Raw genomic sequence first — 25,417 nt, 5'->3', positions numbered from 1 at the left:
AGTCGCGCGAGTGGGCCGAGCGTCCTGATTCAGATGTCGTATCGCTGATGTGCGGCATATTCGGCGTGTTTGATCGCGGTGGCTTCCGCATGCCACCGAGGGATCTCCTCAAGGGGTTGTCCGTTGCTGCGCACCGCGGTCCTGACGGAGAGGGTGCCGTCTGGTTCGATACGCGACAGGGCAGGGGGAAAGTCATTCCCGACGGTGATTTGTCTGGAAATGGAGATGAGGCCAATCTCCTTCTTGCGCACCGGAGGCTTGCCATCATCGACCTGTCGGACTCCGGTCATCAGCCGATGGCGTCCGATGACGGGCGACTCTGGATCACCTACAACGGCGAGATCTATAACTATCTTGAGTTGCGCGCCGAACTGGAGGGGCGCGGGGCTGTATTCCGCTCTCATTCCGACACGGAAGTCATTCTTCGAGCCTATGAGGCATGGGGACCTGATGCTTTCACCCGCTTCGTCGGAATGTGGGCGCTCGCAATCCTCGATCTTCGCCAACGTCACCTGATTCTGTCGCGCGATCGTTTCGGGATCAAGCCGCTTCACTATGCTGCCGTCGGCGACCGCCTTGCGTTTGGTTCGGAGATCAAGCAACTGCTTGAAGTCCCGTGGGTGCCACGGACGCTCAACACCCGGGCGGTGTACGATTATCTTCAGTACGAGATTTCAGACGTCAGTGACGAGACGTTTTTTGCCGGTATCAGCAAGCTCCGTCCTGGAAGGACGCTCGTATTGCCCCTGGACCAGGGCGGGCTGGACGAGCGGCGGTACTACACCCCCGCCGCGGGTCCCGTGCTCGAGGGCATTTCGCCGGAAGAGGCGGCCCGACGATTCCGCGAACTGCTTCGCGAAAGCGTTCGCATCCATCTACGCGCCGATGTGCCGGTGGGTACCTGTCTTTCGGGCGGACTGGACAGCGGCGCCATTGCGGTGCTGATGCGGGATATTTCACAAGAATCGCAATTGCCGGTCGAGAGGCACGCGTTTAGCTGCCACTTCGACATCGCCGTAGCGAATGAGTTGGAATTCACCCGGCAGAACATGGCTGCAGCCGAGGTGCAGCCGCATTTCATTGAGCCGGGCGACAGGGACATTGAGGCGGACCTGCAAGCCCTCATATGGCATCAGGACGAGCCCTTTGGGTCGACCTCCATCTTCGCGCAGTGGTCGGTGTTTCGCTTGATACGTGATAGGGGCGTGAAAGTGGTGCTCGACGGGCAGGGGTCGGACGAGATGCTCGGTGGCTACGCGAGCACTGTACCGCACTTCTTCCTGGAGATGGCTGCGAAGGGGCGATTCCTGAAGGTATTGCTTGAGAGCTGGCAGTGGTCCCGCATGCAAGGAACACCTTGGCATACGACTCTTCCATGGAGCCGGCTGCGCGGGATATTCGCCGCCCTGGCTGGCGGGAAATCGCCACCAGCGAGCGCGCCTCAGCTCCCCTGGATGCGGGCGGATTTCGAACGAGCATGTGCTGACGCATCGCGGACCAGATTGCAGTCTTTTGAGACCGAGTGGGACGCCAAGGCGCCATTCGCGAGCGTGCTTCGCCGCTTCTTCTTCGAGAGCAACCTGCCGGCGCTGCTGCGCTTCGAGGATCGGAACTCCATGGCTTTCTCGGTTGAATCCAGGGTGCCGTTCCTCGATCATCGTTTGGTTGATTTTGCATTTGCGCTTCCGTCTGACATCAAATTCCGCGGCGGCTACGCGAAGCGTGTGCTGCGTGACGCGATGGATGGAATTCTGCCGGAACCTGTCAGGATGCGCGCTCGAAAGATGGGCTTCGCAACGCCGGAGCTGCACTGGCAGACAACCGTGTTGAGTCCTCTCATCTCGGATGCCGTAAGCTCGGATGCTCTTGCCGATTTCATCGACCGCGACGGCGCCCGCGCCGCTTTCTCGAATATCAAGGAAGCTGGCCGTCTCGACTTTTTGCCTTGGCGTTGGCTCAATCTCTATATGTGGCGGAAGCAGTTCAATGTCTGATCGCTCTCACGCATTTTCGTTTCTTGTATCGTGGAAGCCTGGACTCCCGAACTGCCTGATTGCTGGGTGAAGAATCGGATGAAGGACGTGGACCGCAGGCCCGTTGTTGTTTCGCTAACGCCGCTACCATTGTCGGCTGACAGCCGGACGCTCAAACAAGTCACCTCCGTGCATCGGTTTGGATTCAAATCGATTGTTATCGAGGGGGCGCCGAGCCGCCTCGCCGATGAGGCAATCCCGTTCGAGATCATTTCGATCGGCGCCCGCGCTCAGCCTCAAACGTCCACTGAGGCTGCGCCAGTCGCGGCCGAAGCGGTCGCAGCTCCACACCCTGTGGCTGAGGAGAAACTAGCTGCCGCTGCTCCAGATCCCGTAGGAATTCAGGATATCAAGAGCCTGTCGATACTGCAGCGATGGCCTGTTGGCCGGCTTGCCCTTCGTATTCCAGGCTTGAGGCGTGTCGCGCGCGCCCTGCAGCGCAATCTTCTTCGAGCACTTGTTTCCCTGAAGGGAGGCAAGCCGCTTCAACAGCGTCCCTCTATCGCGCAGATCATTTTCGCTCTTCCCTACGCGATGATCCTGCTTGCCAGGGAAGTCGTGGGGTGGTTGCCCACTCGAATTCTTCCTGCTGGAATCTCCCAATCACTCCGTGCTGCTGCCATCAACCCTCTGGCCTTCGCTAACTATCTCGCGACATACCTTGATCAACACGTCTTTAAGGTCCTTTCCGTCACTCCTCGTGCCGATCTCTACTATCTTCACTCATTCTATCAATTTCCTGCGGTTTTCCTGCTCTGCCTTCGGTATCGAGCAAGGATGATCTACGACGCACATGATTTCTATCAGCATCAAAAGGAAGACCCCACTGTCTCTTCCTATTGGAAGAAGTGGGTGATTCCGTTCGAAGGCGCGATTGAGGCCGCATGTATCCGGTTTGCCTCCGACATCGTGACGGTCAACGAGGGTATCGCAGCCTTGATGCGCGAACGGTTTCGGTGCGAGCCGGTGATCCTGCGCAACGCGCATGATTTCCGGTTGGATCGTCAAGTTCCCCGGACAATCCGCGACGCGATTGGTCTCGCGCCGGAAGCGTTCCTCGTCGTGTTTATCGGAAACTATAAGTCGGGCATGACCCTCGAAGGCGCCTTCGACGCCTTGGTATCCCTGCCGAAGCACGTTCATCTCGCATTCCTTGGCGGACGCTATCCTGATTGCAATGACGCGCTCGCGACGCGTGGCCTGGAAGGCCGCGTGCACTTCGTCCCGCCGGTGCTGCCACAGGAAATCGTTCCCGTTGCTGCGTCAGCCGACGTCGCGGTCCTGCTCTATTTCAAGAGGACTATCCAATATCCCAACATCCTGCCGAACGGCTTCTTTCAGTCGGTGGCGGCAGGGTTGCCGCTGGTTTATCCCGATCTCGAGCAGATCCGACGCGTTGCCGAGCGCCACAAGCTTGGAATCATGGCCAATGCGCAGGATGCCAACGAGATCAGATCAGCGCTCCAGCTGCTGGTCGAGAATGACGAAGTTCGCGAGACCTTTCGGGAAAATGTTCGGGTAAGCCGTCAGGAGCTTTGCTGGGCGTACGAGGAGCGAACGCTCGAGCCGCTTCTTAATCGACATCTCAGCAAGTCGGCTCCAAATGTGTCGCGCATTGAAGACAAAGTTGCGCACTGACCGAGAAGTAACAAGGTGACAAAGAAGAAAGTTCTTTTCCTCGACCAGAACGGAACCGGGAAGGTCGTCCTGACGGCTGCGACGGTGCTGCGTGGTGTTTTTGGCGTAAAGGCAGGTGCTCAGCCTCCCGGCCCGCTCCAGCGCAGTGCACTGGTACGCAACCTCTATGCGCATTTGTATGACTTCAACCAGCGCCTCTCATACGTTAGGGACTGGCGCGATGCGTTTTGCCGGTCTCCCAAGCTCGATGTAACGGTTTGCGACATCAACAACCTGGTCGATCTTGGACGCCATCTGCTGCGCATTCGATCTTACGATCTCATCATCGTGTCTCATGTCGCGGCCGGCGACGACCTGTCGCTGATTAGCCGAGCGGCTCCATTCCTGGCCCGGCGCGCTTGTCCCATCATAGTATTCCTTGGCAACGAGTATGATCTGCTCGATCAGAAGCTCGAGTTTTGCCGGGAGGTGAAAGCCGAATTCCTCTGCAGTCAACTTCCCATTGCGGCGGCCGAATATCTCTATGGCGGGTTGGAAGGAACGCGCATCCTTGCGACGCCGCACGCGCTCAATCCTTCCGTATATTCACCGCAGCCTGAGGCGCGTCGTGATATCGACGTGGGGTTTGTCGGTGACATCTATTGGCCCTTTGTTGGAGATCGAGAACGAACCGATCTGATTGGGTATTTTGAAAAGCACGGCGAGGAGCTGGGCATTCGATGTGACATTCGAGGTGGCCGCTCGTCGCGAATGCCGCGCGACGATTGGGCTGCCTTCCTCAATCGCTGCCGCACCTTGATCGGCGCGGAATCTGGGACCTACTACCTCAATGAAAAAGGCGCGCTTCTCGATCGCGCCAGAACCTACAACCTGAAGCAGAACCAGGATGCCAGCTTCGAGGAAGTGTTCGAGAAGTTCTTTATTGGCGTCCCCCGCGGCGTGTCGGGCAAGAGCATCTCGTCAAGGCACTTCGAAGCGATTGGTACCAAGACCTGCCAAGTCCTGATCGAAGGAGGCTATAACGGCATTCTCAGGGCCAACGAGCACTATATCCCCGTGCGGTCCGACCTGTCGAACGTCGACGAGGCTGTCCGTGCGCTCCGGGACGAGACGCATTGCCGCGAGATTGCGGAACGTGCCTATGATTTGGCGATGTCCGGGCACACCTACGATCATCGCGTGGCCGACATTTTGGCACGCGCTCTTTAGCCAATGGGCAGATAATTCAAGATGTGCGGAATCGCGGGAATCCTGAATTTTGATCGGCAAAGGCCGGTTGATCGCGAACTGGTCGTGGCGATGACAAGAGCTGTCGCCCACCGAGGTCCGGACGCCGAAGGCATATGGGTGAACGGCCCTGTGGGGCTGGGACACCGTCGCCTTTCGATCATCGACCTCTCGGTGGCCGCCGAACAGCCGATGGTTTCCGACGACGGCCAGGTCCGCATTGTCTACAACGGCGAAGTCTACAACTTCGTCGAGCTGAGGCGCGAACTGCAAAAGAGAGGCTATGCCTTCCGAACCTCGTCCGATACCGAGGTTATTTTGCAAGCCTATCGATGCTATGGCGTGGACTTCCTGACGCGGTTGCGGGGCATGTTCGCGCTGGCGATCTGGGATGCCGGGCAAAGGACGCTGCTGCTCGCACGCGACCGGATCGGGATCAAGCCGCTCTACTATCATGTTGGCCAGGACTCCGTATCGTTCGCATCGGAGTTGAAGTCACTTCTGGCGGACCCGCGCACGCCGCGTGAGGTCGATCAGGCGGCGCTGGCGGACTTTCTTCATCTCCTCAGCATTCCGGATCCGCAATCAATTCTGAAGGGAGTTCGGCGGCTCGAGGCCGGTCACGTGCTTATCGTTCGCGGACGCGATGTGCAGGACCGCGAGTACTGGAGCGTTCCCTTGCCGACCGCTCCGCGCGCTCTTTCACTCGCCGACGCTTGCGCTGAATTCGATGAGCGTTTTGGAAGCGCCGTTCGAAGCCATCTTGTCGCGGATGTACCGGTGGGGGCTTTCCTCAGCGGCGGGGTCGACTCGAGTTCGGTCGTCGCCTTGGTAGGGCCGCAGGCCAGCGCCGGCATGCGAACCTTTTCTGTCGTATTTCGCGGAGATGAGGTTTTCGACGAGGGACCTTATGCCAGGGCCGTGGCGGAGCGCTATGGCACCGCGCACCGGGAGATAGACCTCGGCGCGGAGGCGGGCGACTTTCTTCCCGCGATGGCGTGGCATTGTGATGAACCCTTTGCCGTGTCATCGGCGCTCGGGATCTACTTTCTGGCCAAAGCGGCGAAGGACGACGGAATCAAGGTCGTTCTGACGGGCGACGGCGGCGACGAGGTGTTTGCCGGATACACTTGGAGGCACCAAGACTTCGTCCCGCTGCTCGGACAAAAATACGGCCCCCTGCAGCGGCTTCTCGCTCGGACTGGAGCCATCGGCAATCGAATTGCTCCGGGCCACCGGTTGTGGCGCGCAATGAGCAGGGATCAGCGAGAGTCGGGGCGCTATATCGACAGTTATGCGTGCTTCCGAGACATGGACCTCGTGGATTTTGTGCACCCTGATCTCTGGCCTCATCTAAAGCAAGGGTGGTCGAACAACATCACGGCCCAACACTACGATGCGACGATCGGTCAGCCGGAGCTGACGCGCAAGCTCTACACCGACATGAAGTCATCGCTGGTCAGCGAGATGCTAACCAAGGTCGACAGGCTCACAATGGCCGCTGGCGTTGAGGCGCGCGTTCCTTTTCTGGATCACGAACTGGTCGAATGGGCATTCTCATTGCCGGGCGATCTCAAGATCAAGGGAAGCGAGGGCAAATTGATCGTGAAGAAAGCCATGGAGTCGCGTCTGCCAACCGACATCCTCTACCGCCCCAAGGCAGGCTTCAATCTGCCGCTCGGCAAGTGGCTACGGACTGGGCTGAAGGACATGGTGTATGATCTGCTTTCGCCAGCGAGCGTCGCACGCCGGGGATATTTCAGGCCCGATGTTGTCTCGACCATGGTGGATCGTCACATGAAAGGCGGCGACGATATCGGCAACCGGCTGTTCGTGCTGCTCATGCTCGAGCTTTGGCACCGGCAAGTTCTTGATCCCGGCCATTCTGCAATGGCCGTCGGTTCGGCGGCCTAGCGGGACGAATGTGGCAGCCTCGATGACCCGTCCGTTGAAGATCCTGGCGATTGGTTACGCTACGAGCACCCACGTCGTGAACCGGGTGCGCTGTTTCTCCCCCTTGGGGCACAAGGTCTACCTGCTGAGTGCTCCTCCCGCCGCCGGACTGACCGAAATCATAGAACTCACGCCGTCTGTTCGCCCTGGACAGGATGAATGGATCTCGCGCCTTGTGCGTTTGGGCAGCAAGCTGGCCCGGCGGGATCTGAGTGGACTGTCCGATATGGCACGGCTGTTCTTCGATTTTCGTCGTCTCGTCAGGACGACAAACCCGGACGTCATCCATGTGCATTACGCATATAGCACCTGGGCGTGGCTGGCAGGCGCTCTGGGCTTTCGACCTCTGGTTGTCAGCGTCATGGGGGGCGACGTCCTCTACGAAGAGCAGGGGGCGCCGACGCGACGCGGAATTGCGTTGACCAAGAGGCTCTTTGCGGTAGCCGACCGCATAACGGCAAAATCCGACTTCCTGATCGGCAAGCTCAATGAGCTCGGCGGCTACGGCAGCAAAGCGACGCGCGTGGTGTGGGGAGTTGATCCGCAGCAGTTCCGGCCGATGGATGCGTCAGCGCTTCGCGCCGAATGCGGAATTCCGGAAGGCGCCCGGGTCGTGCTCAGCCCGAAGATCCTTCAGCCGTTCTATAATATCGATGTCCTTGTCGAAGCCATGGCGTTGGTGGTCAAGCGGGTTCCGTCGGCGCATCTCGTTGTCACGGAATATGCTGCCGATCCGCAGTACCGCGCCGAACTCACGGCGCGGATTGAAGCGCTCGGCCTCGCGCGCCATGTCAGCTTTGTTGGCCGCATCCCCCATGACCAGATGCCGATGTTCTATTCCATTGCGGAAGTTGCTGTCGGAATCCCGCGCTCGGACGGCCTGCCGCAGACGCTTCTTGAAGCGATGGCCTGTGGGGTTCCAAACGTTGTCGGTCGGCTCGATCGCTATGGTGAGATCGTCAAGGACGGCGAAAGCGTGCTGTTTGCCGACATCGATCCCGCTGATGTCGCCGACGCGATCCTTCGCCTGCTCGAGGACGAGGCCTTGCGTGAGCGTATCGCTGCCAGGGGGCGGGCTATCGTGGTCGAACAGGCCAACTTCCCCATCGACGTGAAGCGTGTCGAGGCGATGTATCGGGAATTGGCCTCGAAGCCTCGAAAGCGCGCCTTCTATCGTCCGCTCATGCTGGTCGATGTGGTCCGCTATTGGCTACGCGTCTGACATGAACTTGCGCCCCCACTCCTGGACTCCCGACCTTATTTCAATTGGATAACTCGCCAGCATGAAGCCGATCGTTCCACTCATCTGCCCTGAGACGGGTGAATCACTGCAGCCATTGCCGATGTCCGACGACATCTCCAACCAGACAACGGCGCTAAAGGCATCCGGTGGTCGTACGTATCCCGTCGTCGGAGGTATTCCGCGCTTTGTTGCGCCGGAGAACTACGCCGCAGCTTTTGGGCTGCAATGGAAGACTTTCCGCAAGACCCAGTTGGACTCCTTTACGGGAACGTCGATCAGCCGGGATCGGCTGGAGCGATGCCTTGGCGGCTTCGATGCTGTTCGTGGCAAGAAAGTCCTGGAGGCAGGTTGCGGCGCGGGGCGGTTTACCGAGGTGCTGCTGTCGGAAGGCGCGGAAGTGTTTGCGTGCGACCTTTCGACCGCGGTCGAGGCAAACCTGGAGAACTGCGGGGGAAAGCCGGGCTATTTCGTTTGTCAGGCCGATATCCGCGCTCTTCCGGTTGCACCTCAATCATTCGATGTCGTGATCTGTCTTGGAGTCATCCAGCATACCCCCGACCCCGATGAGACCATCAGGGCCCTTGCGGCTCACGTTGCCCCGGGCGGGCTTCTGGTGATCGATCACTATCGATACAGTCACGAGGACATGACCAAGACGCGCCAGCGGCTGCGCAAATTCCTTATTCGGCAAGATGCAAAGCTTGCGATGAATTTCATCAAGACGCTCGTTGCGGTCCTGTGGCCCTTGCACCGCCTGAGTTGGCGCTACCGGAAGCTTCCGCTCGGCAGCAAATTTCGGCAGGCCGTCCTGTACTACTCGCCCGTTCTTGACTATCACGACTATTATGGACAACTGGGACCCAAGCTGCTCTATGCTTGGGCTGTCCTGGATACTCATGACGCGCTCACCGACCGGTACAAGCACAAGAGGTCGACAGAGCAGATTGCGCAAGCGCTCGATGCCATCGGACTGGTTGGAGTCGAAGCGAGCTACGGTGGGAACGGCGTAGAGGCGCGAGCTCGCGCGCCCGAGCTGTCTCCCGGAAGAAGTTGAGCTATCGGGTGTGGCCGCCGCGCCATGCACAGGGGTAGCTTTCGAATCTCAGGACACTGCTTTCATGGCGTGGGATTGATCGGTCCGGCGCAACCGTGTGATTGCGCCCATTTCCTGAATTCGAAATAGCTTAGGGTTATCGTATGTGTGGAATTGCCGGCTTCCTGTCGCTAGGCTCCGATCCCTTTCCCAAGGGAGAGGCAGCGCTGCGCGCAATGTCCTCGTTGATCGGTCATCGCGGTCCCGATGGGGCCGGCGAGTGGACATCGAGGGACAAGCGCGTGGGCTTCGTGCACCGACGGCTCGCCATCATCGATCTGTCGACGAGTGGCGCGCAGCCGATGATTGCGCCAAACGGCACCGTCATCACGTATAACGGTGAGATCTACAACTACATCGAACTGCGCAACGAGCTGTCGTCCGGATGGACGTTTCGCTCGACGTCAGACACGGAAGTGATCCTCGCCGCCTATGACAAGTGGGGAGACGATTGCGTTTCTCATCTGAGGGGGATGTTCGCATTCGCGATCTGGGATGAGAGAAGGCAAAGACTGTTCGCCGCACGAGACCGTTTCGGGATCAAGCCCTTCTATTATACGGAGCAGGACGGCACTCTGTTCTTTGCATCAGAGGCCAAGGCCTTGTTGCCCCTGTTGCCTGAGATCCGCACTGACTCGACCGCGCTCGCGGAATATCTGACATTCCAGTATACGATCGGTGCGAAGACGCTCTTTGCGCATGTCAATGCACTGCTGCCTGGGCATGTGTTCACCGTCGACAACGGAAATGTTCACGTTCAACGCTACTGGGACGTGCAGTATGTCGTCGATTTCGACCACAGCCCGAGATATTTCGAGGAACGCTTCAGGGAGTTGATCGCCGACTCCATGAATGTCCATTTGCGGGCTGATGTCCCGATCGGCGGCTACGTTTCGGGAGGGCTCGACTCGAGCCTCGTCGCCCTTCTGGCTTCGAGTCACGATCATCGCAATCGTCTCGCTTTTCACGGCCGCTTCACGGAATACCCGGGGTACGACGAGAGCCACTATGCGCAGGAAGTGGCCAACCGGGCGGACATGACGGTGCATATCGCAGATATCACCGCGGAGGATTTCAGACGCTCGCTGAACGATGTCATCTACCATCTTGATTTCCCGGTTGCCGGCCCGGGATCCTTTCCGCAATTCATGGTCTCCGCGCTCGCGGCGAAGCATGTGAAAGTCGTGCTCGGTGGGCAGGGCGGGGATGAGCTTCTTGGTGGTTACGCGAGATATCTCGTTGCCTATTTTGAGCAGTGCATCAAGGCCGCCATGGACGGTACGTACCGGGAAGGAAACTACGTCGTTACGATCGAGTCCATCGTTCCGAATCTTGGCCTGCTGCGCGAATACAAGCCGATGATCAAGGAGTTCTGGCGCGAGGGATTGTTCGACGATCTGGACAAGCGGTATTTCAGGCTTGTTGACCGCTCCACCGACATGGTCGGTGAAGTCGATTGGAAGTCGCTCGACAAGCCGCGTGTCTTTGAGGCGTTCCGCGAAATCTTTAACAACAAGGACAATGTGAGGAAGGAAGCCTATTTCGACAAGATGACTCACTTCGACTTCAAGTGCCTCTTGCCGGCATTGCTGCAGGTCGAAGATCGAATGAGTATGGCGCACGGGCTCGAGAGCCGGGTGCCTCTACTCGATCATCCCCTGGTCGAGTTTCTGGCGACGGTGCCCGCCGACGTGAAATTCAAGGGCGGGCAGATGAAGCAACTGATGAAGACCGTCTATCGAGATATCTTGCCCGAGGGCATCTTGAAGCGGCGGGACAAAATGGGCTTTCCGGTTCCGCTGAAGGAGTGGTTTGAAGGGACGCTTCAGGAGTTCGTGACGGATATCTTCGATCAGCAGCGAGCGCGCCAGCGCGATCACTTCAACAGCGGCGTGGTGCTTGCGAATTTTCAGAGTGCTTCCCGCTTCTCGCGCAAGACCTGGGGCCTGTTGTCGCTGGAATTGTGGCACCAGCGCTTCCATGACCGGGCTGCCGAATTCAGGGCCATGGTTCGATCGTAGTCAGACCGAACGCAGAAACCCGGGTGATGTTTGACAAAGGCGACTGCCATGTTATCGCATCATGCCGAATGCTCTCCATAGGCTTGGGGCCGCGCCAAGCTTAAATCAGGATCGAAAATGAGACACGGACGCAACATCGCTGTAATTGGGTTGGGCTATGTCGGTTTGCCTGTAGCCGTGTCGTTTGCACGATCGGGCGTGCCCGTGGTCGGGTTCGATATTGACCAAAGGCGCGTTGCCGAGCTCACGGCTGGTAACGACAGAACGCGAGAGGTTGAGGCGCATGATCTGCGTCAGCCGTCGCTTGTCTTTTCATCCGATCTCGAGGCAATGGCGGGCTCCGATTTCTATATCGTGACGGTGCCCACGCCGATCGACGAGGCGAGACGGCCAGACCTGGGCGCCATGATCTCCGCATCGCGATCAATCGGCCGCGTGCTGAAGAAGGGCGACATCGTCGTCTATGAGTCAACGGTCTATCCTGGCGCCGTCGAAGAGGAATGCATTCCGGTCCTGCAGGCGGTATCGGGGCTTAAGACGGGCGAGGACTTCACGGTCGGCTATTCGCCGGAACGAATAAACCCGGGCGACAAGCAGCACCGGTTCGAAACCATCTCCAAGGTGGTTTCGGCACAAGATCAGCGCACGCTCGATGTCGTTGCCGAAGTTTACGGATCGGTGGTTACGGCCGGTATTCATCGCGCGCCGACCATCAAGGTGGCAGAGGCAGCGAAGGTCATCGAAAACACCCAGCGCGATTTGAACATCGCCTTCATGAACGAGCTGTCGCTGATCTTTCAGGCTCTCAACATCGATACTGCCGATGTGTTGTCCGCCGCACGGACCAAATGGAACTTTCTGCCGTTCCAGCCAGGGCTCGTTGGTGGTCATTGCATCGGTGTTGACCCGTACTATTTGACTTATCGCGCAGAGAAGGCCGGCTATCATCCGGAGGTTATTCTCGCGGGTCGGCGGATCAATGACGGCATGGGGCAGCGGGTGGCGCGAGAGTGCGTCAGGGGACTGCTGCGACGCAAGGCGCAAAGCGGTGTGGTCACGGTCCTTGGACTCACATTCAAGGAGGACGTCCCGGACACACGGAACTCGCGGGTCGTCGATATTGTGCGCGAGCTGCAGTCGTTCGGCTTGGTGGTGCAGCTGCATGATCCTCTCGCAGATGCAGCCGATGCCGAGGAAGAATACGGAGTCAAACTCCTGCCGCTCAACGAACTGCAATCGGCGGATGCCGTCGTTCTGGCGGTAGCCCACAACGAATACGCGACCGGCGGGTGGCCGCTGATCCAGCGGTTGCTGACCGATGGCAATGGTCTGGTCTACGATGTGAAGTCGACGCTTGATCGTGGCTCCAGGCCGGCCGGCATTGAGCTGTTGCGACTTTGAGTGCGAGCATGTCCAGCAAGGCAGTTCTTGTCACCGGGGCAGCCGGCTTCATCGGTTTCCACGTCAGTCAGCGCCTCCTGTCGGAAGGCCATGACGTGGTTGGCGTTGATAGTATCAACGACTACTACGATCCCAGTCTCAAGCTGGCGCGCCTGGATCTGCTCAAAAGCAATTCCCGTTTCAGTTTTGAAAAGCTCGATCTCGCTGATCGAGGGAAGGCGAAAGCGCTGTTCGACCGGTGTCGCTTTGCCAAGGTAATTCATCTGGCCGCGCAGGCCGGCGTCCGATATTCAATCCAAGATCCGCACGCGTATGTCGACGCGAATATGCAGGGCTTCCTCAACATCCTGGAGGGGTGTCGGCACAACGGTTGCCAACACCTGGTTTACGCGTCGTCATCCTCGGTCTATGGCGCAAACTCCAAGCTCCCGTTCTCGACCGAAGATGGCGTCGATCACCCGATCAGTCTGTACGCGGCTTCCAAGAGGGCAAACGAGTTGATGGCTCATTCCTATAGCCATCTTTACCGCCTTCCCACGACGGGGCTGCGTTTTTTCACGGTCTATGGCCCATGGGGCCGTCCTGATATGGCGATGTTCATCTTTGCCAGATCCATTCTGGCTGGAGAGCCGATCCGGCTCTTCAATCACGGTCGAATGCGTCGGGACTTCACCTATGTCGACGACGTCAGCCAGGGCGTCGTTCGTCTCATCGATCGAGCGCCGCAAGGCCTCCAGGATTGGAACAGCGACAAACCCGACCGAGCGACCAGCAGCGCCCCGTGGAAGATCTACAATATCGGGAACAACAAGCCCGAGGAACTGACACATGTCATCTCGCTCCTCGAGAAGGAGTTGGGTAAGGTGGCGGTGAGGGAGATGCTGCCGATGCAGCCCGGCGATGTCGAGGCGACCTACGCCGCCGTCAAGGATCTTGAGCGGGATATCGGCTTTCGCCCGGCGACACCAATCGAGGAAGGTGTCGCGCGCTTCGTCAAATGGTACCGGGACTACTACCGGATTTAGCAACAGTACCTGACTCTCTCAAATCTGGGTAATCGGATGAAAATCTTTGTCACCGGCGGCGCCGGCCAGGTCGGATCAACCGTCATCGATATGTTCTTGTCGCGCGGCGACGAGGTGGTTGCGATCGACAACTATACGACCGGCCGGGCCGACAATCTGACCAAACATGAAAACCTGACCTTGGTCGAAGACACGATCGCGAATGCCGACGTGATCAATCGGCTGTTTTCAGATTTTCGGCCCGAGATCGTCGTTCATACAGCGGCCTCCTACAAGGACCCGGAGGATTGGGGAGCCGATGCTCTGGTGAATGCTGTCGGCACGGCAAACGTCGCGAAGGCCTGCAAGACCTTCGGCGTATCTCGCCTGATCTACTTTCAGACGGCGCTTTGCTATGGCACCAAGCCGCTGCAGTCCCCGATCCCACTCGATCATCCGATCAATCCCGTCAATTCGAGCTATGCCATCTCGAAGACGGCTGGCGAGAACTACGTGCAGTTTTCTGGCGTGGATTGGGTCACTTTCAGGCTCGCCAACGTAATCGGGCCAAGAAATGTATCCGGTCCGCTGCCGATCTTCTATGGCCGGTTGGCGAAGGGACAGAAGTGCTTCGTTACGCCGGCCCGGCGGGACTTTTGTTACGCGGGTGATTTGGCAAAGGTCGTTGTCAGGGCCGCCGATGGCGTCGGTCGCGGCACCTATCATTTTTCCTCGGGCAAGGACGTCGCGATCAAGGAGCTCTACGACGCAGTCGTGCGGGCAATGAAGATCAATGACTATCCGGAGCCCGAGGTTAAGCCGCTTGGTCCGGATGATGCCGCTTCCATCCTTCTGGACCCCGAACGCACCTTCAAGGACTTCGGCGCAGTTGAGTTCACTTCGCTCGATGAGATCGCCCGTCTGTCGGTTGAGCGCTGGCAGCGGGAGGGCGTCGTCGGTGGCTACACACACCTGAAGGAAGCGCGTGCGGAAATCCGCACCTGATCGGATCAAGTTCGATGCGCATCATTATCACCGGCGGGGCGGGGTGCCTCGGCTCGAATCTTATCGAGCACTGGTTGCCGCAGGGTCACGAAATTCTTGTCATCGACAATTTCGCGACCGGCAAGCGTGAGGTCGTGCCCGCGCTTCCCGGCCTAAATCTCGTCGAAGGTTCGATTGCCGATCGTGATCTGGTGGCGAAGGCCTTTGCCGACTTTGCCCCAACTCACCTGGTACATTCGGCCGCTTCCTACAAGGATCCGGCAAACTGGCGCGAGGATATCGCGACGAACGTCGAGGGGACCGCGAATCTGATTGAATTCGCGCGGACCGCGGGTATTCGCCGGGTCATAAATTTCCAGACCGTCTTGTGCTATGGGCGCCCCGAGAGCACGCCTATTGCCGTCGAGCATCCGCTGCGGCCGTTCACGAGCTACGGCATTTCAAAGGTCGCCGGCGAGCAATATCTGGCCATGAGCGGTCTGCCTTTCGTTTCCCTGCGCCTTGCGAACGTCGCCGGCCCGCGCCTCGCAATCGGTCCGATCCCGACCTTCTACAAGCGACTGAAGGCGGGGCAGGCATGCTTCTGCACGGCAGCCTACCGGGATTTCCTCGATATGTCCGATTTCGTCGCCGCAGTGGACATTGCGATGGGCGACGGCGCGCCGACCGGCATCTTCAACGTATCCAGCGGAACGGGACATTCCATCAAGGACGTATACGATCTGGTCCGATCGCATCTTCAGTTGCCGGCCGATCCGGATGTCAAGGTGGTGCCTGTCGGGGAAGATGATGTTCCCTCCGTGGTGCCGGATCCTACCAGGACGCAAGAGATCCTCGGCTGGAAGGCAAGGGTTTCGTTTCAAGAGACAATTCGGCGGCAGCTCTCGTGGTACGACGCCCACGGAGTGACGGACGTCTACAGTCACCTGGCTGCACCTAAGGGGTGAAGATGAGTTCTTTCAATGGAGCCACCGTCCTGGTCGTTGGCGGGGCTGGATTTGTCGGATCAAATCTCGTCAAGAAGTTGCTCGAGCAGGCACTAGCTCGAGTCGTCATAGTCGACAACTTGTTGTCGGCTGACATTTCAAATGTACCAGACGACCCACGGGTCGAATTCATTCGGAACTCCATCACGGATGACGCAGTTCTTGCGGCGTTGCCGGGAAATCTGGACTACGTGTTTCACCTCGCCTGCTATCACGGCAATCAGTCGTCGATCGCCGATCCGCTCGCGGATCATGAGAACAATACGCTCACAAGCCTGAAGCTCTTTGAAAGGCTCAAGAGCATTGGCTCGTTACGGAAGGTTGTGTACGCCGCCGCAGGCTGTGCCGTGGCCGAGAAGACCTTCCAAGGCGCCGAGGCGACGCGAGAGGATGCGCCGGTTTCTCTGTTTCACGACAGTCCGTACTCGATTTCGAAGTTGATCGGCGAGATGTACGGCAACTACTACTTTGCGCGATATAAGCTGCCGTTCGTGAAGGCGCGCTTTCAGAATGTTTACGGTCCCGGCGAGATCCTTGGCGCCGGCCGCTGGCGCGGAACGGTGCATACCGTATGGAGAAACGTTACGCCGACTTTCATATGGAGAGCGTTGCACGACGAGGCGTTGCCGGTTGAGAACGGCGGGATCGCATCTCGTGACTTCATCTATGTGGAAGACATGGCGAGAGGATTGATGGCGTGCGCGCTTTCGGGCGAGCCCGGCGAAATCTACAATCTCGCCTCTGGCGTCGAAACCAGCATTCTTGAACTGGCGACCCGCGTGAATTCGATCGTCGGCAATGTGACGCCGATTGCGCTGACGCCGGCGCGGGATTGGGACAGGTCCGGGCAGCGCTTCGGCGATCCGGCCAAGGCACGTGAGAAACTCGGCTTCGTCGCGACCGTGGCTCACGAGGATGGTCTTCGGAAAACCATCGATTGGACGCGCGCAAATCGCGAACGCATCATCGGCTGCATGCGAAGTCACGTTGCGCAGCTGCCCGATGTCGCAAGGTATTCCTGAATGCTGAAGATTCTCACGGTTGTCGGCGCCCGTCCGCAATTCATCAAGGCGGCGGCCGTCAGTCGTGCGATCCGCGAGACCGACGGACTCACGGAAGTCATGGTGCATACCGGTCAGCATTTCGACCCGAACATGTCCGACGTGTTCTTCGAGGAGCTGGATATTCCAAAGCCGCAGCATCATCTCGATATCCATGGCGGTGGTCACGCCGACATGACGGGACGTATGCTGATTGCGATCGAGCCTATCCTGCTTACGGAAAAGCCCGACTGGGTTGTCGTCTATGGTGACACCAATTCGACTTTGGCCGGCTCGGTCGCGGCGTCGAAGTTGCACATTCCGGTCGCGCACGTCGAAGCGGGGCTTCGTTCGTTCAATCGCCGGATGCCAGAGGAAATCAATCGGCTGGTAACCGACCATCTTGCCACGTTGAATTTCTGTCCGACGGCCGTGGCCGTTGCCAATCTCGCCGCCGAGGGCGTAACCAAGGGCGTACATCACGTCGGCGACGTGATGTACGATGCGACCTTGTTTGTAACAGACAAGGCCGAAGAAAGTTCGACCATACTCACCAGTCTCGGGCTGGTCCCGAAGACATATTCACTTGCCACGATTCATCGCGCTGAAAACACCGACGACCGGGAGCAGCTTCTGGCCGTCGTGCGGTTTCTGCAGGATCAGTCGCAGAAATACCCCGTTGTTCTACCGCTGCACCCGCGCACCCGACAGGCGACTTTGCGTATGGGAGTTGCTCTCGACGGCCTGAAGATCATCGATCCGGTCGGCTACTTCGATATGGCCAAGCTTCTGCACAACGCAATTGAAGTCTATACGGACTCGGGAGGCGTCCAGAAGGAGGCCTATTTCCATCGCGTGCCATGCACCACGCTGCGTGACGAAACCGAATGGACGGAAACGATTTCCCACGGCTGGAATCGGCTCTGGATGCACCCGGCGCAGGCCGTTCGGCGCGAGATAGAGGAATACGGGACCGGTCGCGCGGCTTACAATGTCACGCGCTTGTTGAGTTCTGGCGGCTTGCCTTAGGTTGGTCGAAGCGGACTGCTGAAACTTCGTAGCCTCCGCTGCTCGATTCAGTTCAGGACCACCGGCTGCAAGCTCGCATCCTGGTTGGCACCGTCACTTTGCAGACGTTCGCTCGACGCCGTCGTCGACGCTGCCGTCTGGCCGAATGCTGACCGCGGCGTAATGTACCAGAGCAGGAACAGCAGACCGGTGCCGTTCGTCAGCAGAGCGGTCGAAAGCGGCACATTGAGGAGGACCTGGGGGAGCAGCCCCGCGGAGAGCAGCACGAATTGCGACGGCAATCCGGACGACAGGCGATTGCCGAGAGCAATGATCAGGCCGCAGCCCAGCGCGGATACCGGGGCGAGCACGAGCCCGACCGAAGCGACGCCTTCGGTGGCGAACAGTGAAGCATTAAAGGCGCCGAGATCGTAGGCCTTGGCCATGACGGCCCATATTGGCTCATCATAGGCGCAGGCAACCACGAGCTTCAACGCGTTGATCTGGCAGAAATGGGTCAGCGGGTGCGCCGAGAAGTAGTTGTTGTAGACTTCAAGGGCGAGCGACGGGATCGCAACCATCCTGGTGTTGACGGTGCCGAAATAAACCAGTGCGGGCTTGATTGGCAGCACCTCGGCCTTGACCAGGAAGAACAGGATAGTGCCGATCAGGATCGGCAGGAAAAACGACAGGATCGTCGTGACCCTGGCCTCAGCCAGCTTGCAGATCAGCGCGAGAAACAGCAGCCAGACCGGAGCAAACAGCGCCATCTTGGTCAGCATGATCGGGTAGAACATCAGCATCAGAAGCAGAGCGGCTCCTGCCTGCCAGATCCGCTTGCTGGCGACGAAGCAGGCAAAGGCGAACGGCAACAGCGCGTTCGAGACGATCCAGACCGCATATCGCAGGACGCCCGGCAACGCGAGCTCCGCGCGATATTTGTAGATCTCGGCGAGATCGACCAGCTTGAGGTTGTAGAGAGACCCGATGCCGATGATCGCGACTGAGGCAATCAGGATGACGGAAGGCATCATGTGAAAGGCGCGCGCCGGCATGACGACAGCCTGCCGTACCGGCGCGGTGATGAACAGCACGGGGGCGAGGAATGCGAGCGCCGAAAGCACGATCGAGGCGAGCGCCAGGCGATGATCGTAATCGAGCACCGAAAATTCGATCAGCCAGAGATACCCCAGGACCATGATGTAGAAGTAGAAGCCGACGAGATAGCCAAAGCTGAAGCGACTGATTGCGAACAGGATGACGAGGGGACTGAACGCCAATACGTTGACGATTGCGGATGCCAGGTGTGCCTTGTCGAAGGCGATGACACCCGGGAAGGAATCGATGATCGTGATGCAGTACAGCGAGATGCAGCAAACCACGACGTGGGCATAGGCAAGCAGGGCAAGCTTGGCCTGGTGCCATCCGAAACCGGGCTCCAGCTGAATAATGCGATCGTTCATTCTCACCTACCGCCGTCTCGGGCTGCGCTTTTGGACCGTCTCGTGGATAGTCATCGTATTCGGCAGACCAACCCACGATCGCCAACGATGCCGCCTTTTGAGCCAGCGGCATGGCACGACGCCGATAAGACGACAAGAACTATGCTGATCCTTCATCCTATTATTCCTGGTTAATAGCGCAAATGCCGCTTGTGCTCGGGGCAGGGGAGCCGTTGTCCCTGATCGGATCGCCGTTACCCGGCGAGGCTTGTCGCAAGGACCTTTGGCACGCTCACAAAGGCCAAGCGCGCCGAGGCCGCGCGAAATCGTGGTGCCGCGGCTGCGCCGCCTGACTGGTGCATGGCCTTGCCTTACCCCGAGTTTTCTGGGTAATGGACGTTGTCGCGCGGCTCGCAAGGCCGCTTGTTCCCTCGGCTCTTCGGCCGGCTGCAATGGCCGGCCACGAGACAAGACAGGGCCTGTTGCATGATCAGATTTGGCCTGCTCGGATGCGGGCGTATCGCCAAGCGTCACTCCGATCTCCTGGGTGGCAATCACATCGAGGGAGCGAGCCTGGTCGCGGTCTGCGATCCGATCCGCGCACGCGCCGATGCGGTTGCCGGGAAGTTCGGCGTTGCGGCCCATTACGACATGGACGAATTCCTGGCGCGGAAGGACATCGATGCCGTCGCCGTGCTGACGCCGAGCGGGCTGCATCCCGCGCATGTGATTGCCTGCGCCAAGGCCGGCAAGCACACCGTCGTCGAGAAGCCGATGGCGCTGCGGCTGCAGGACGCCGACGACATGATCCGGGCCTGCGATCAGGCCGGCGTCAAGATGTTCATCGTCAAGCAGAACCGCTTCAACGTGCCGGTGGTCAAGGCGCGCGAGGCGCTCGACGCCGGCCGCTTCGGCAAGCTCATCCTGGGGACGGTCCGGGTGCGCTGGTGCCGCGACCAGGCCTATTACGACCAGGACGATTGGCGCGGCACCTGGGCCTATGACGGCGGCGTGCTGACCAATCAGGCGAGCCACCATGTCGACATGCTGGAGTGGTTCTTCGGCGACGTGGTGAGCGTGCATGCGCGCGCGGCAACGGCGCTGGCCAATATCGAAACCGAGGATACGGCCGTCGCAACGCTGAAGTTCCGCAACGGCGCGCTCGGGATCATCGAGGCGACCACCGCGGCGCGCCCGACCGATCTCGAGGGCTCGCTCTCGATCCTGGGTGAGAAGGGCACCGTCGAGATTTCGGGCTTCGCGGTCAACCAGATCCGGCACTGGCGCTTTGTCGACGAGCTGCCGTCGGACAAGGACGTCGTGGAGAAGTTCTCGGTCAACCCGCCCAACGTCTACGGCTTCGGCCATCAGGCCTATTATCACCATGTGGTCGATTGCCTCGAGAACCAGCGCGCCGCGCTGGTCGACGGGCTCGAGGGCCGCAAGAGCCTGGAGCTGATCTCGGCTCTCTATGAGTCGATCGAGACCGGCGAGGAAGTCGCGCTGCGCTTCACGCCACGGCTGAGCCGGCTGGGCGTCGTTTCGTGAACCGGCCGGACGTGCATCAGGCCAGCGTGCGCGATGTCGCGTTCGGCGAACGCGTCAAGATCGTCGAGCCGTGCAACCTCTACGGCTGCAAGCTCGGCGACGACTGCTTCGTCGGCCCTTTCACCGAAATCCAGAAGGGCGTGATCGTCGGGGCGCGCACCCGCGTGCAATCGCATGCCTTCGTCTGCGAGCTCGTCTCCATCGGCGAGGACTGTTTCATCGGTCACGGTGTGATGTTCGTCAACGACACGTTCTCCACCGGCGGCCCGGCGCGTGGACGCAAGGAGCTGTGGCGCGAGACGGTGATCGGCAACCGGGTGTCGATCGGCTCCAATGCGACGATCATGCCGGTCAGGATCGTCGACGACGTCGTCATCGGCGCCGGATCGGTGGTGACCAAGGACATCACGACGCCTGGCACCTATGCCGGCAATCCGGCGCGCCGGCTGCTGACGAGCCAATAGGGCAATAGGGGAATATCGATGGCGGTGCCGTATGCCGACCTGCAACTGCAATATCAGTCCATCAAGGGCGAGATCGACGCTGCGATCGCCGGCGTGATCGGCGACAACGCCTTCATTCGCGGCAGCTATGTCGACGCCTTCGAGCGCGAATTTGCGGCGGCGGCCGAGGTCGCTCATTGCGTGTCCTGCGCCAACGGCACCGACGCGCTTTACCTCGCCATGCGGGCGCTGAAGGTGAAGCCGGGCGACGAGGTGATCACGACGGCGCATTCCTGGATCTCGACCGCGGCGATGATCACCCATTCCGGTGCCACCGTCGTGTTCTGCGACACCGACGAGGCGACGTTCACGATCGATCCGGCGGCCATCGAGGCCGCGATCACGCCGCGGACGGTCGGCATCATCCCGGTGCATCTCTATGGCCAGCCCGCGGACATGGACGCGATCATGGCGATCGCGCAGAAGCACAAGCTGTGGGTGATCGAGGATTGCGCCCAGGCCCATCTCGCGCGCTACAAGGGCCGCATGGTCGGCACCTTCGGCGAGGCCGCGACCTATTCATTCTATCCCGGCAAGAATCTCGGCGCGATGGGCGATGCCGGCGCGGTCGTCACCAACGACGCGGCGCTCGCCGAGCAGATGGCCATGCTGGCGCGCCATGGTGGACTGGTGAAGCACCAGCACCACATCGAAGGCATCAACAGCCGGCTCGACGGCATGCAGGCTGCGATCCTCTCGGCCAAGCTGCCGCATCTTGCCGCCTGGACCGAGGCCCGGCAAGCCGCGGCCGAGGTCTATGATGCCGGCCTCAACCAGATCGAGGATGTCGTGGTGCCCGAGGTCGCGCCGGCACGCAGCCACGTCTATCACCTCTACACGATCAGGCATCCGCGCCGTGACGCGCTCGCCGCCCATCTCAACGCCAACGGAGTGCAGACCGCCATCAACTATCCCACCGCGCTGCCGTTGCTGCCGGCTTATGCGCGGTTCGAGCATCGGCCGGAGCAGTTCCCCAACGCGCATCGCGATCAGGGCCGGATTCTCTCGCTGCCGATGTTCGCCGAGATCACGCGCCAGCAGCAGGACGAGGTCATCGAGCTGATCCGGAAGTTCTGATCGCGATCGCGGCCACGCGCCTGACGCTGTGGTCTTCAGCTCCCGAGCAGCAGAGGCCTCAGGAACTTTTCCAGATTGGAGCCTGAGAACAGGTAGCCCTTCAGCCCGGCGGCACGTGCCGCCTCGAGATCCGTCGGCTGATCGCCGACCAGGAAGCTGCGTTCGACGTCGACCGGAAAGCGTTCCAGCAGATCATTGATCATGCCCGGCGATGGTTTGCGGCGGTGGCTGACCTGCCGATATCGTTCAACCGTCCCTTCAGGATGGAACGGGCAGTATTCAAAGGCGTCGATATGCGCGCCGATCCTGCCGAGCTCATCGGCCATCCAGTCGTGAAGCTGCCGCACGTGTGTCTCCTCGTAGAGACCCCTTGCGACGCCTGACTGGTTGGTTACGACGAACGCAAAATACCCCATGTCGTTGACGGCCTTGACCGCCTCGCGCGCGCCGTCGATCCAGACCAGTCTGTGGCTCTCGAACAGGTAACCGATGTCCCGGTTCAGGACGCCGTCCCGATCGAAGAACACGGCCGGCCTTCGCGGCTGATCTCCGGAAGCGCTGCTCATGAGGTGATGATCCGTCCGTCTCCACGGGGCACGAGCTAGCTCAATAGTTCACAACGCCGCGCGCGACAAATCCGGACGGGTCAAACGCCGGGTGATCTCAAGGCCTATCGCTCGTCCGCAATCACCTTGCCGTCGTTCGGCAGCGAGCCCGGACCGACCAGCTCGACGGTGCCGCCGAGCTTTGTCACGGCACGCAGCGTTGCCGCGACCTCGCTCTGCAGGGCATCCGCCGCCGAGGCGCATTCGGCTCTCAGCGTCATCGCGTCGGCCTCGCCGGCGCGCGTGACCACGAGGCGCAACCGTCCGAGCTCGGGATGGCGCCTGCCGATCTCCGCGATCTGCTCGGGGCGCACGAACATCCCCTTCACCTTGGTGGTCTGGTCGGCGCGGCCCATCCAGCCCTTGATGCGCATGTTGGTGCGTCCGCACCGACTCGCGCCGGGCAGGGCGGCGGTCAGGTCGCCGAGCGCGAGGCGTATCCAGGGATGGTGCGGATCGAGCGAGGTCACCACGATCTCGCCGACGTCACCCGGCGCAACCGGATCGCCGGTGCCGGGCTTGACGATCTCCAGGATGAGATCCTCATTGACCATCATCCCCTCGCGCGCCGCGGTCTCGAACGCGATCAAGCCGAGATCGGCAGTGCCGAAGGCCTGGTAGGCCTCGACGCCGCGCAACTTCATCTCCTCCTGCAGCGATTTCGGAAATGCCGCGCCTGAGACCAGCGCGCGCTTGATCGAGGATACGTCGCGGCCGGCGGTGGCGGCGGCGTCGAGCAGGATCTTGAGGAAGTCCGGGGTGCCGCTATAGCCGACCGGGCGATAGGCCTCGATCAGCTCGAATTGCTGCTCGGTATTGCCGGGGCCCGCCGGGATCACCGCACAGCCGAGCGCCCGCGCCGAGGCGTCGAAGATGAAGCCGCCGGGGGTGAGGTGATAGCTGAAGGTGTTCAGCACCACATCCCCCTCGCGAAAGCCCGCCGCAAACAGCGCCCGGGCGCCGCGCCAGGGATCCGCCTGGCGGCCCTCCGGCTCGAAGATCGGTCCGGGCGAGGTGAACAGCCGGGCGAACGAGCCGGGCGTGTCGGCCACGAAGCCGCCAAACGGCGGGGCGGCCTTGTGCAGGGCCGGCAGTTCCGACTTACGGAGCACCGGCAGCCCGGCCAGCGCCTCCCGGCTGGTGACGGAGGCGGGATCGGTGCCTCTCAGCAAATTGGCATAGGCGGGCGCTGCCATCGCCTTGCGCAGCACCTCGGGCAGCCGGGCGAACAACGCGGCCTCGCGCTCGGCCGGATCGCGCGTTTCAAGGGCGTCGTAATGGTCGGTCATGGCAGGTCCTTGGGAGGATGTGCGCGGGTTGCGTGCCGGTCCGCCCGTGCTATCAGACGGTGACCGCTGACATTGGGACGGTTCCAGGGAGCACGATGGCTGAGGCAGAGAGCGTTGCGGCGGACAAAGCCGCCGACGTCGTCGCGAGGCTGAAGCGCCGTATCATTGGCGAGGCCCTGCCGCTGTGGTCGACCGCAGGCTGGGACAGCAGCGCCGGCGGCTTTGTCGACCGGCTGCACCACGACGGGACGGCCGACCGCGCCGCCCCGCGCCGGATCATGGTGCAGGCGCGCCAGATCTATTGCTACGCCAAGGCGGCCCAGCTGGGCTGGTATCCGGAGGGGCGCGCGGTCGCGCTGAAGGGGCTGGACTACCTGCTGGCCAAGGCCAGGGGGCCGGACGGCCGGCCTGGCTTCGTCTACAGCCTGACGGCCGAGGGCGGCGTGCACGACCCGCTGCGCGACACCTACGGCCACGCCTTCGTGCTGCTTGCGCTCGCGACCGCCTACGGCCTCGACCAGGACGCCCAGATCCGCGCCGAGATCGACGCGCTGCTGTCGTTCCTCGATACCCAGCTGCGCTCGCCCCATGGCGGCTTCCACGAGGGTCTGCCGCCCTCGATGCCGCGCCGGCAGAACCCGCAGATGCATCTGTTCGAGGCGATGATCGCCTGCTTCGACGCGACCCACGATTTGTCGTTCCAGAACCGCGCCGGCGATTTCTTCGCGCTGTTCCTTGCCAGCCTCTACGACAAGCAGACGCGCACCCTCGGCGAATATTTCGAGGAGGACTGGTCGAAGATCCCGCCGGTCAGCGTCGAGCCCGGGCACCTCGCGGAATGGGTCTGGCTGCTGAGGGGATTTGAGCGGATCACCGGCTGCCCGACCGGGCGCCCGCGCGGCGAGCTGCTGGCGTCGGCGCTGCGCTATCGCGACGCGGCCACCGGCTGCCTGGTCGACGAGGGCGACGCCGCGGGCAACATCCGCCGCCACACACGTCGGCTGTGGCCGCAGAGCGAGCTGGCGAAGGCCTGGATCGCGCAGGCCGAGTCGGGCGAAGCCGGCGCGGCGGACGAGGCGCGTGCGGCGCTGGTGCTGCTCGAGCGGCACTATCTCGGCCATGCCGTGGCCGGCGGCTGGTACGATCAGTTCGACCGCGACGGCAATTCGCTGGTCGCCACGATCCCGGCGTCGTCGTTCTATCATGTGCTTTGCGCGGTCACTGAAGCCGAGCAGGTGCTCGGATAGAACCGCCTTCCTGGTCTGACGCGTTTTCTGCACACGCAACTCCGCCCGAAAACG

The 25,417-nt window shown here is 60.7% G+C and carries 20 protein-coding genes; 17 read left to right on the top strand and 3 right to left on the bottom strand.

Features of this window, described 5'->3' with window-relative positions; all coding sequences use genetic code 11:
• Positions 1 to 47: 47 nt before the first annotated feature.
• The 13 genes from asnB (ACVMIH_RS15060) to wecB all read left to right on the top strand — a co-directional run bounded on the left by asnB (ACVMIH_RS15060) (position 48) and on the right by wecB (position 17,673).
• Positions 48 to 1,994 carry an asparagine synthase (glutamine-hydrolyzing) gene (gene asnB, locus ACVMIH_RS15060; protein WP_057020469.1) on the top strand — a complete coding sequence of 649 codons (1,947 nt, stop codon included), beginning with the start codon at positions 48 to 50 and terminating at the stop codon, positions 1,992 to 1,994.
• A gap of 78 nt (positions 1,995 to 2,072) precedes the next feature.
• Positions 2,073 to 3,671 (top strand): glycosyltransferase, encoded by a 1,599-nt coding sequence (locus ACVMIH_RS15055; RefSeq protein ID WP_082654027.1) that lies wholly within the window; start codon positions 2,073 to 2,075, stop codon positions 3,669 to 3,671.
• A gap of 15 nt (positions 3,672 to 3,686) precedes the next feature.
• Positions 3,687 to 4,880, top strand: a complete 1,194-nt coding sequence (locus ACVMIH_RS15050) for a glycosyltransferase family protein (RefSeq protein ID WP_156436533.1) — start codon at positions 3,687 to 3,689, stop codon at positions 4,878 to 4,880.
• A gap of 21 nt (positions 4,881 to 4,901) precedes the next feature.
• The gene (gene asnB / locus ACVMIH_RS15045; RefSeq protein ID WP_456862339.1) at positions 4,902 to 6,812 is read left to right on the top strand and encodes an asparagine synthase (glutamine-hydrolyzing); all 1,911 of its coding nucleotides are present in this window, start codon (positions 4,902 to 4,904) and stop codon (positions 6,810 to 6,812) included.
• A 22-nt stretch (positions 6,813 to 6,834) separates the two neighbouring features.
• Entirely contained in the window at positions 6,835 to 8,073 is a 1,239-nt protein-coding gene (locus ACVMIH_RS15040; protein WP_310880036.1) for a glycosyltransferase family 4 protein, read from the top strand.
• 61 nt (positions 8,074 to 8,134) lie between these two features.
• Entirely contained in the window at positions 8,135 to 9,148 is a 1,014-nt protein-coding gene (locus tag ACVMIH_RS15035) for a class I SAM-dependent methyltransferase (RefSeq protein WP_035632531.1), read from the top strand.
• A gap of 143 nt (positions 9,149 to 9,291) precedes the next feature.
• On the top strand, positions 9,292 to 11,208 hold the full coding sequence (gene asnB, locus ACVMIH_RS15030) for an asparagine synthase (glutamine-hydrolyzing) (RefSeq protein ID WP_456862336.1): 1,917 nt from the start codon (positions 9,292 to 9,294) through the stop codon (positions 11,206 to 11,208).
• A gap of 117 nt (positions 11,209 to 11,325) precedes the next feature.
• Positions 11,326 to 12,609, top strand: coding sequence for a nucleotide sugar dehydrogenase (locus ACVMIH_RS15025; RefSeq protein ID WP_456862335.1), 1,284 nt, complete (start codon positions 11,326 to 11,328; stop codon positions 12,607 to 12,609).
• An 8-nt stretch (positions 12,610 to 12,617) separates the two neighbouring features.
• The gene (locus ACVMIH_RS15020; RefSeq protein WP_456862333.1) at positions 12,618 to 13,634 is read left to right on the top strand and encodes an NAD-dependent epimerase; all 1,017 of its coding nucleotides are present in this window, start codon (positions 12,618 to 12,620) and stop codon (positions 13,632 to 13,634) included.
• A 36-nt stretch (positions 13,635 to 13,670) separates the two neighbouring features.
• Entirely contained in the window at positions 13,671 to 14,618 is a 948-nt protein-coding gene (locus ACVMIH_RS15015; RefSeq protein ID WP_057020459.1) for an NAD-dependent epimerase/dehydratase family protein, read from the top strand.
• A gap of 14 nt (positions 14,619 to 14,632) precedes the next feature.
• Complete coding sequence (locus ACVMIH_RS15010) at positions 14,633 to 15,565, top strand: NAD-dependent epimerase/dehydratase family protein (protein ID WP_057020458.1); 933 nt, start codon at positions 14,633 to 14,635, stop codon at positions 15,563 to 15,565.
• 2 nt (positions 15,566 to 15,567) lie between these two features.
• Positions 15,568 to 16,626, top strand: coding sequence for an NAD-dependent epimerase/dehydratase family protein (locus ACVMIH_RS15005; RefSeq protein ID WP_057020634.1), 1,059 nt, complete (start codon positions 15,568 to 15,570; stop codon positions 16,624 to 16,626).
• Positions 16,627 to 17,673, top strand: coding sequence for a non-hydrolyzing UDP-N-acetylglucosamine 2-epimerase (wecB, locus tag ACVMIH_RS15000; protein ID WP_057020457.1), 1,047 nt, complete (start codon positions 16,627 to 16,629; stop codon positions 17,671 to 17,673).
• Positions 17,674 to 17,720: 47 nt separating this feature from the next.
• On the opposite strand, the gene ACVMIH_RS14995 is transcribed toward wecB, so the two are convergent.
• Entirely contained in the window at positions 17,721 to 19,115 is a 1,395-nt protein-coding gene (locus ACVMIH_RS14995; protein ID WP_057020456.1) for a hypothetical protein, read from the bottom strand.
• A 465-nt stretch (positions 19,116 to 19,580) separates the two neighbouring features.
• Here ACVMIH_RS14995 and ACVMIH_RS14990 point away from each other — a divergent pair, with 465 nt between their 5' ends.
• From ACVMIH_RS14990 to ACVMIH_RS14980, 3 genes are read left to right on the top strand one after another with little or no spacing between them, the layout of a single operon-like run.
• Positions 19,581 to 20,642, top strand: a complete 1,062-nt coding sequence (locus tag ACVMIH_RS14990; protein ID WP_050383792.1) for a Gfo/Idh/MocA family protein — start codon at positions 19,581 to 19,583, stop codon at positions 20,640 to 20,642.
• The gene (locus ACVMIH_RS14985) at positions 20,639 to 21,106 is read left to right on the top strand and encodes an acyltransferase (RefSeq protein ID WP_057020455.1); all 468 of its coding nucleotides are present in this window, start codon (positions 20,639 to 20,641) and stop codon (positions 21,104 to 21,106) included. The genes ACVMIH_RS14990 and ACVMIH_RS14985 overlap by 4 nt, the downstream gene beginning before the upstream one ends.
• Before the next feature lie 18 nt (positions 21,107 to 21,124).
• On the top strand, positions 21,125 to 22,222 hold the full coding sequence (locus ACVMIH_RS14980; protein ID WP_057020454.1) for a DegT/DnrJ/EryC1/StrS family aminotransferase: 1,098 nt from the start codon (positions 21,125 to 21,127) through the stop codon (positions 22,220 to 22,222).
• Between the two features lie 35 nt (positions 22,223 to 22,257).
• On the opposite strand, the gene ACVMIH_RS14975 is transcribed toward ACVMIH_RS14980, so the two are convergent.
• Together ACVMIH_RS14975 and ACVMIH_RS14970 are read right to left on the bottom strand one after the other, a co-directional pair.
• The gene (locus tag ACVMIH_RS14975) at positions 22,258 to 22,788 is read right to left on the bottom strand and encodes an HAD family hydrolase (RefSeq protein ID WP_141343003.1); all 531 of its coding nucleotides are present in this window, start codon (positions 22,786 to 22,788) and stop codon (positions 22,258 to 22,260) included.
• Positions 22,789 to 22,892: 104 nt separating this feature from the next.
• Positions 22,893 to 24,116, bottom strand: coding sequence for a phenylacetate--CoA ligase family protein (locus ACVMIH_RS14970; RefSeq protein ID WP_057020453.1), 1,224 nt, complete (start codon positions 24,114 to 24,116; stop codon positions 22,893 to 22,895).
• A 95-nt stretch (positions 24,117 to 24,211) separates the two neighbouring features.
• Here ACVMIH_RS14970 and ACVMIH_RS14965 point away from each other — a divergent pair, with 95 nt between their 5' ends.
• Positions 24,212 to 25,363 (top strand): AGE family epimerase/isomerase, encoded by a 1,152-nt coding sequence (locus tag ACVMIH_RS14965; RefSeq protein WP_456862328.1) that lies wholly within the window; start codon positions 24,212 to 24,214, stop codon positions 25,361 to 25,363.
• The last annotated feature ends 54 nt before the right edge of the window (positions 25,364 to 25,417 follow it).

This window comes from Bradyrhizobium sp. USDA 4503, assembly GCF_054055815.1.
The sequence above is the reverse complement of the archived record's forward strand: the minus strand, read 5'-3'. Positions and strand labels throughout refer to the sequence as shown.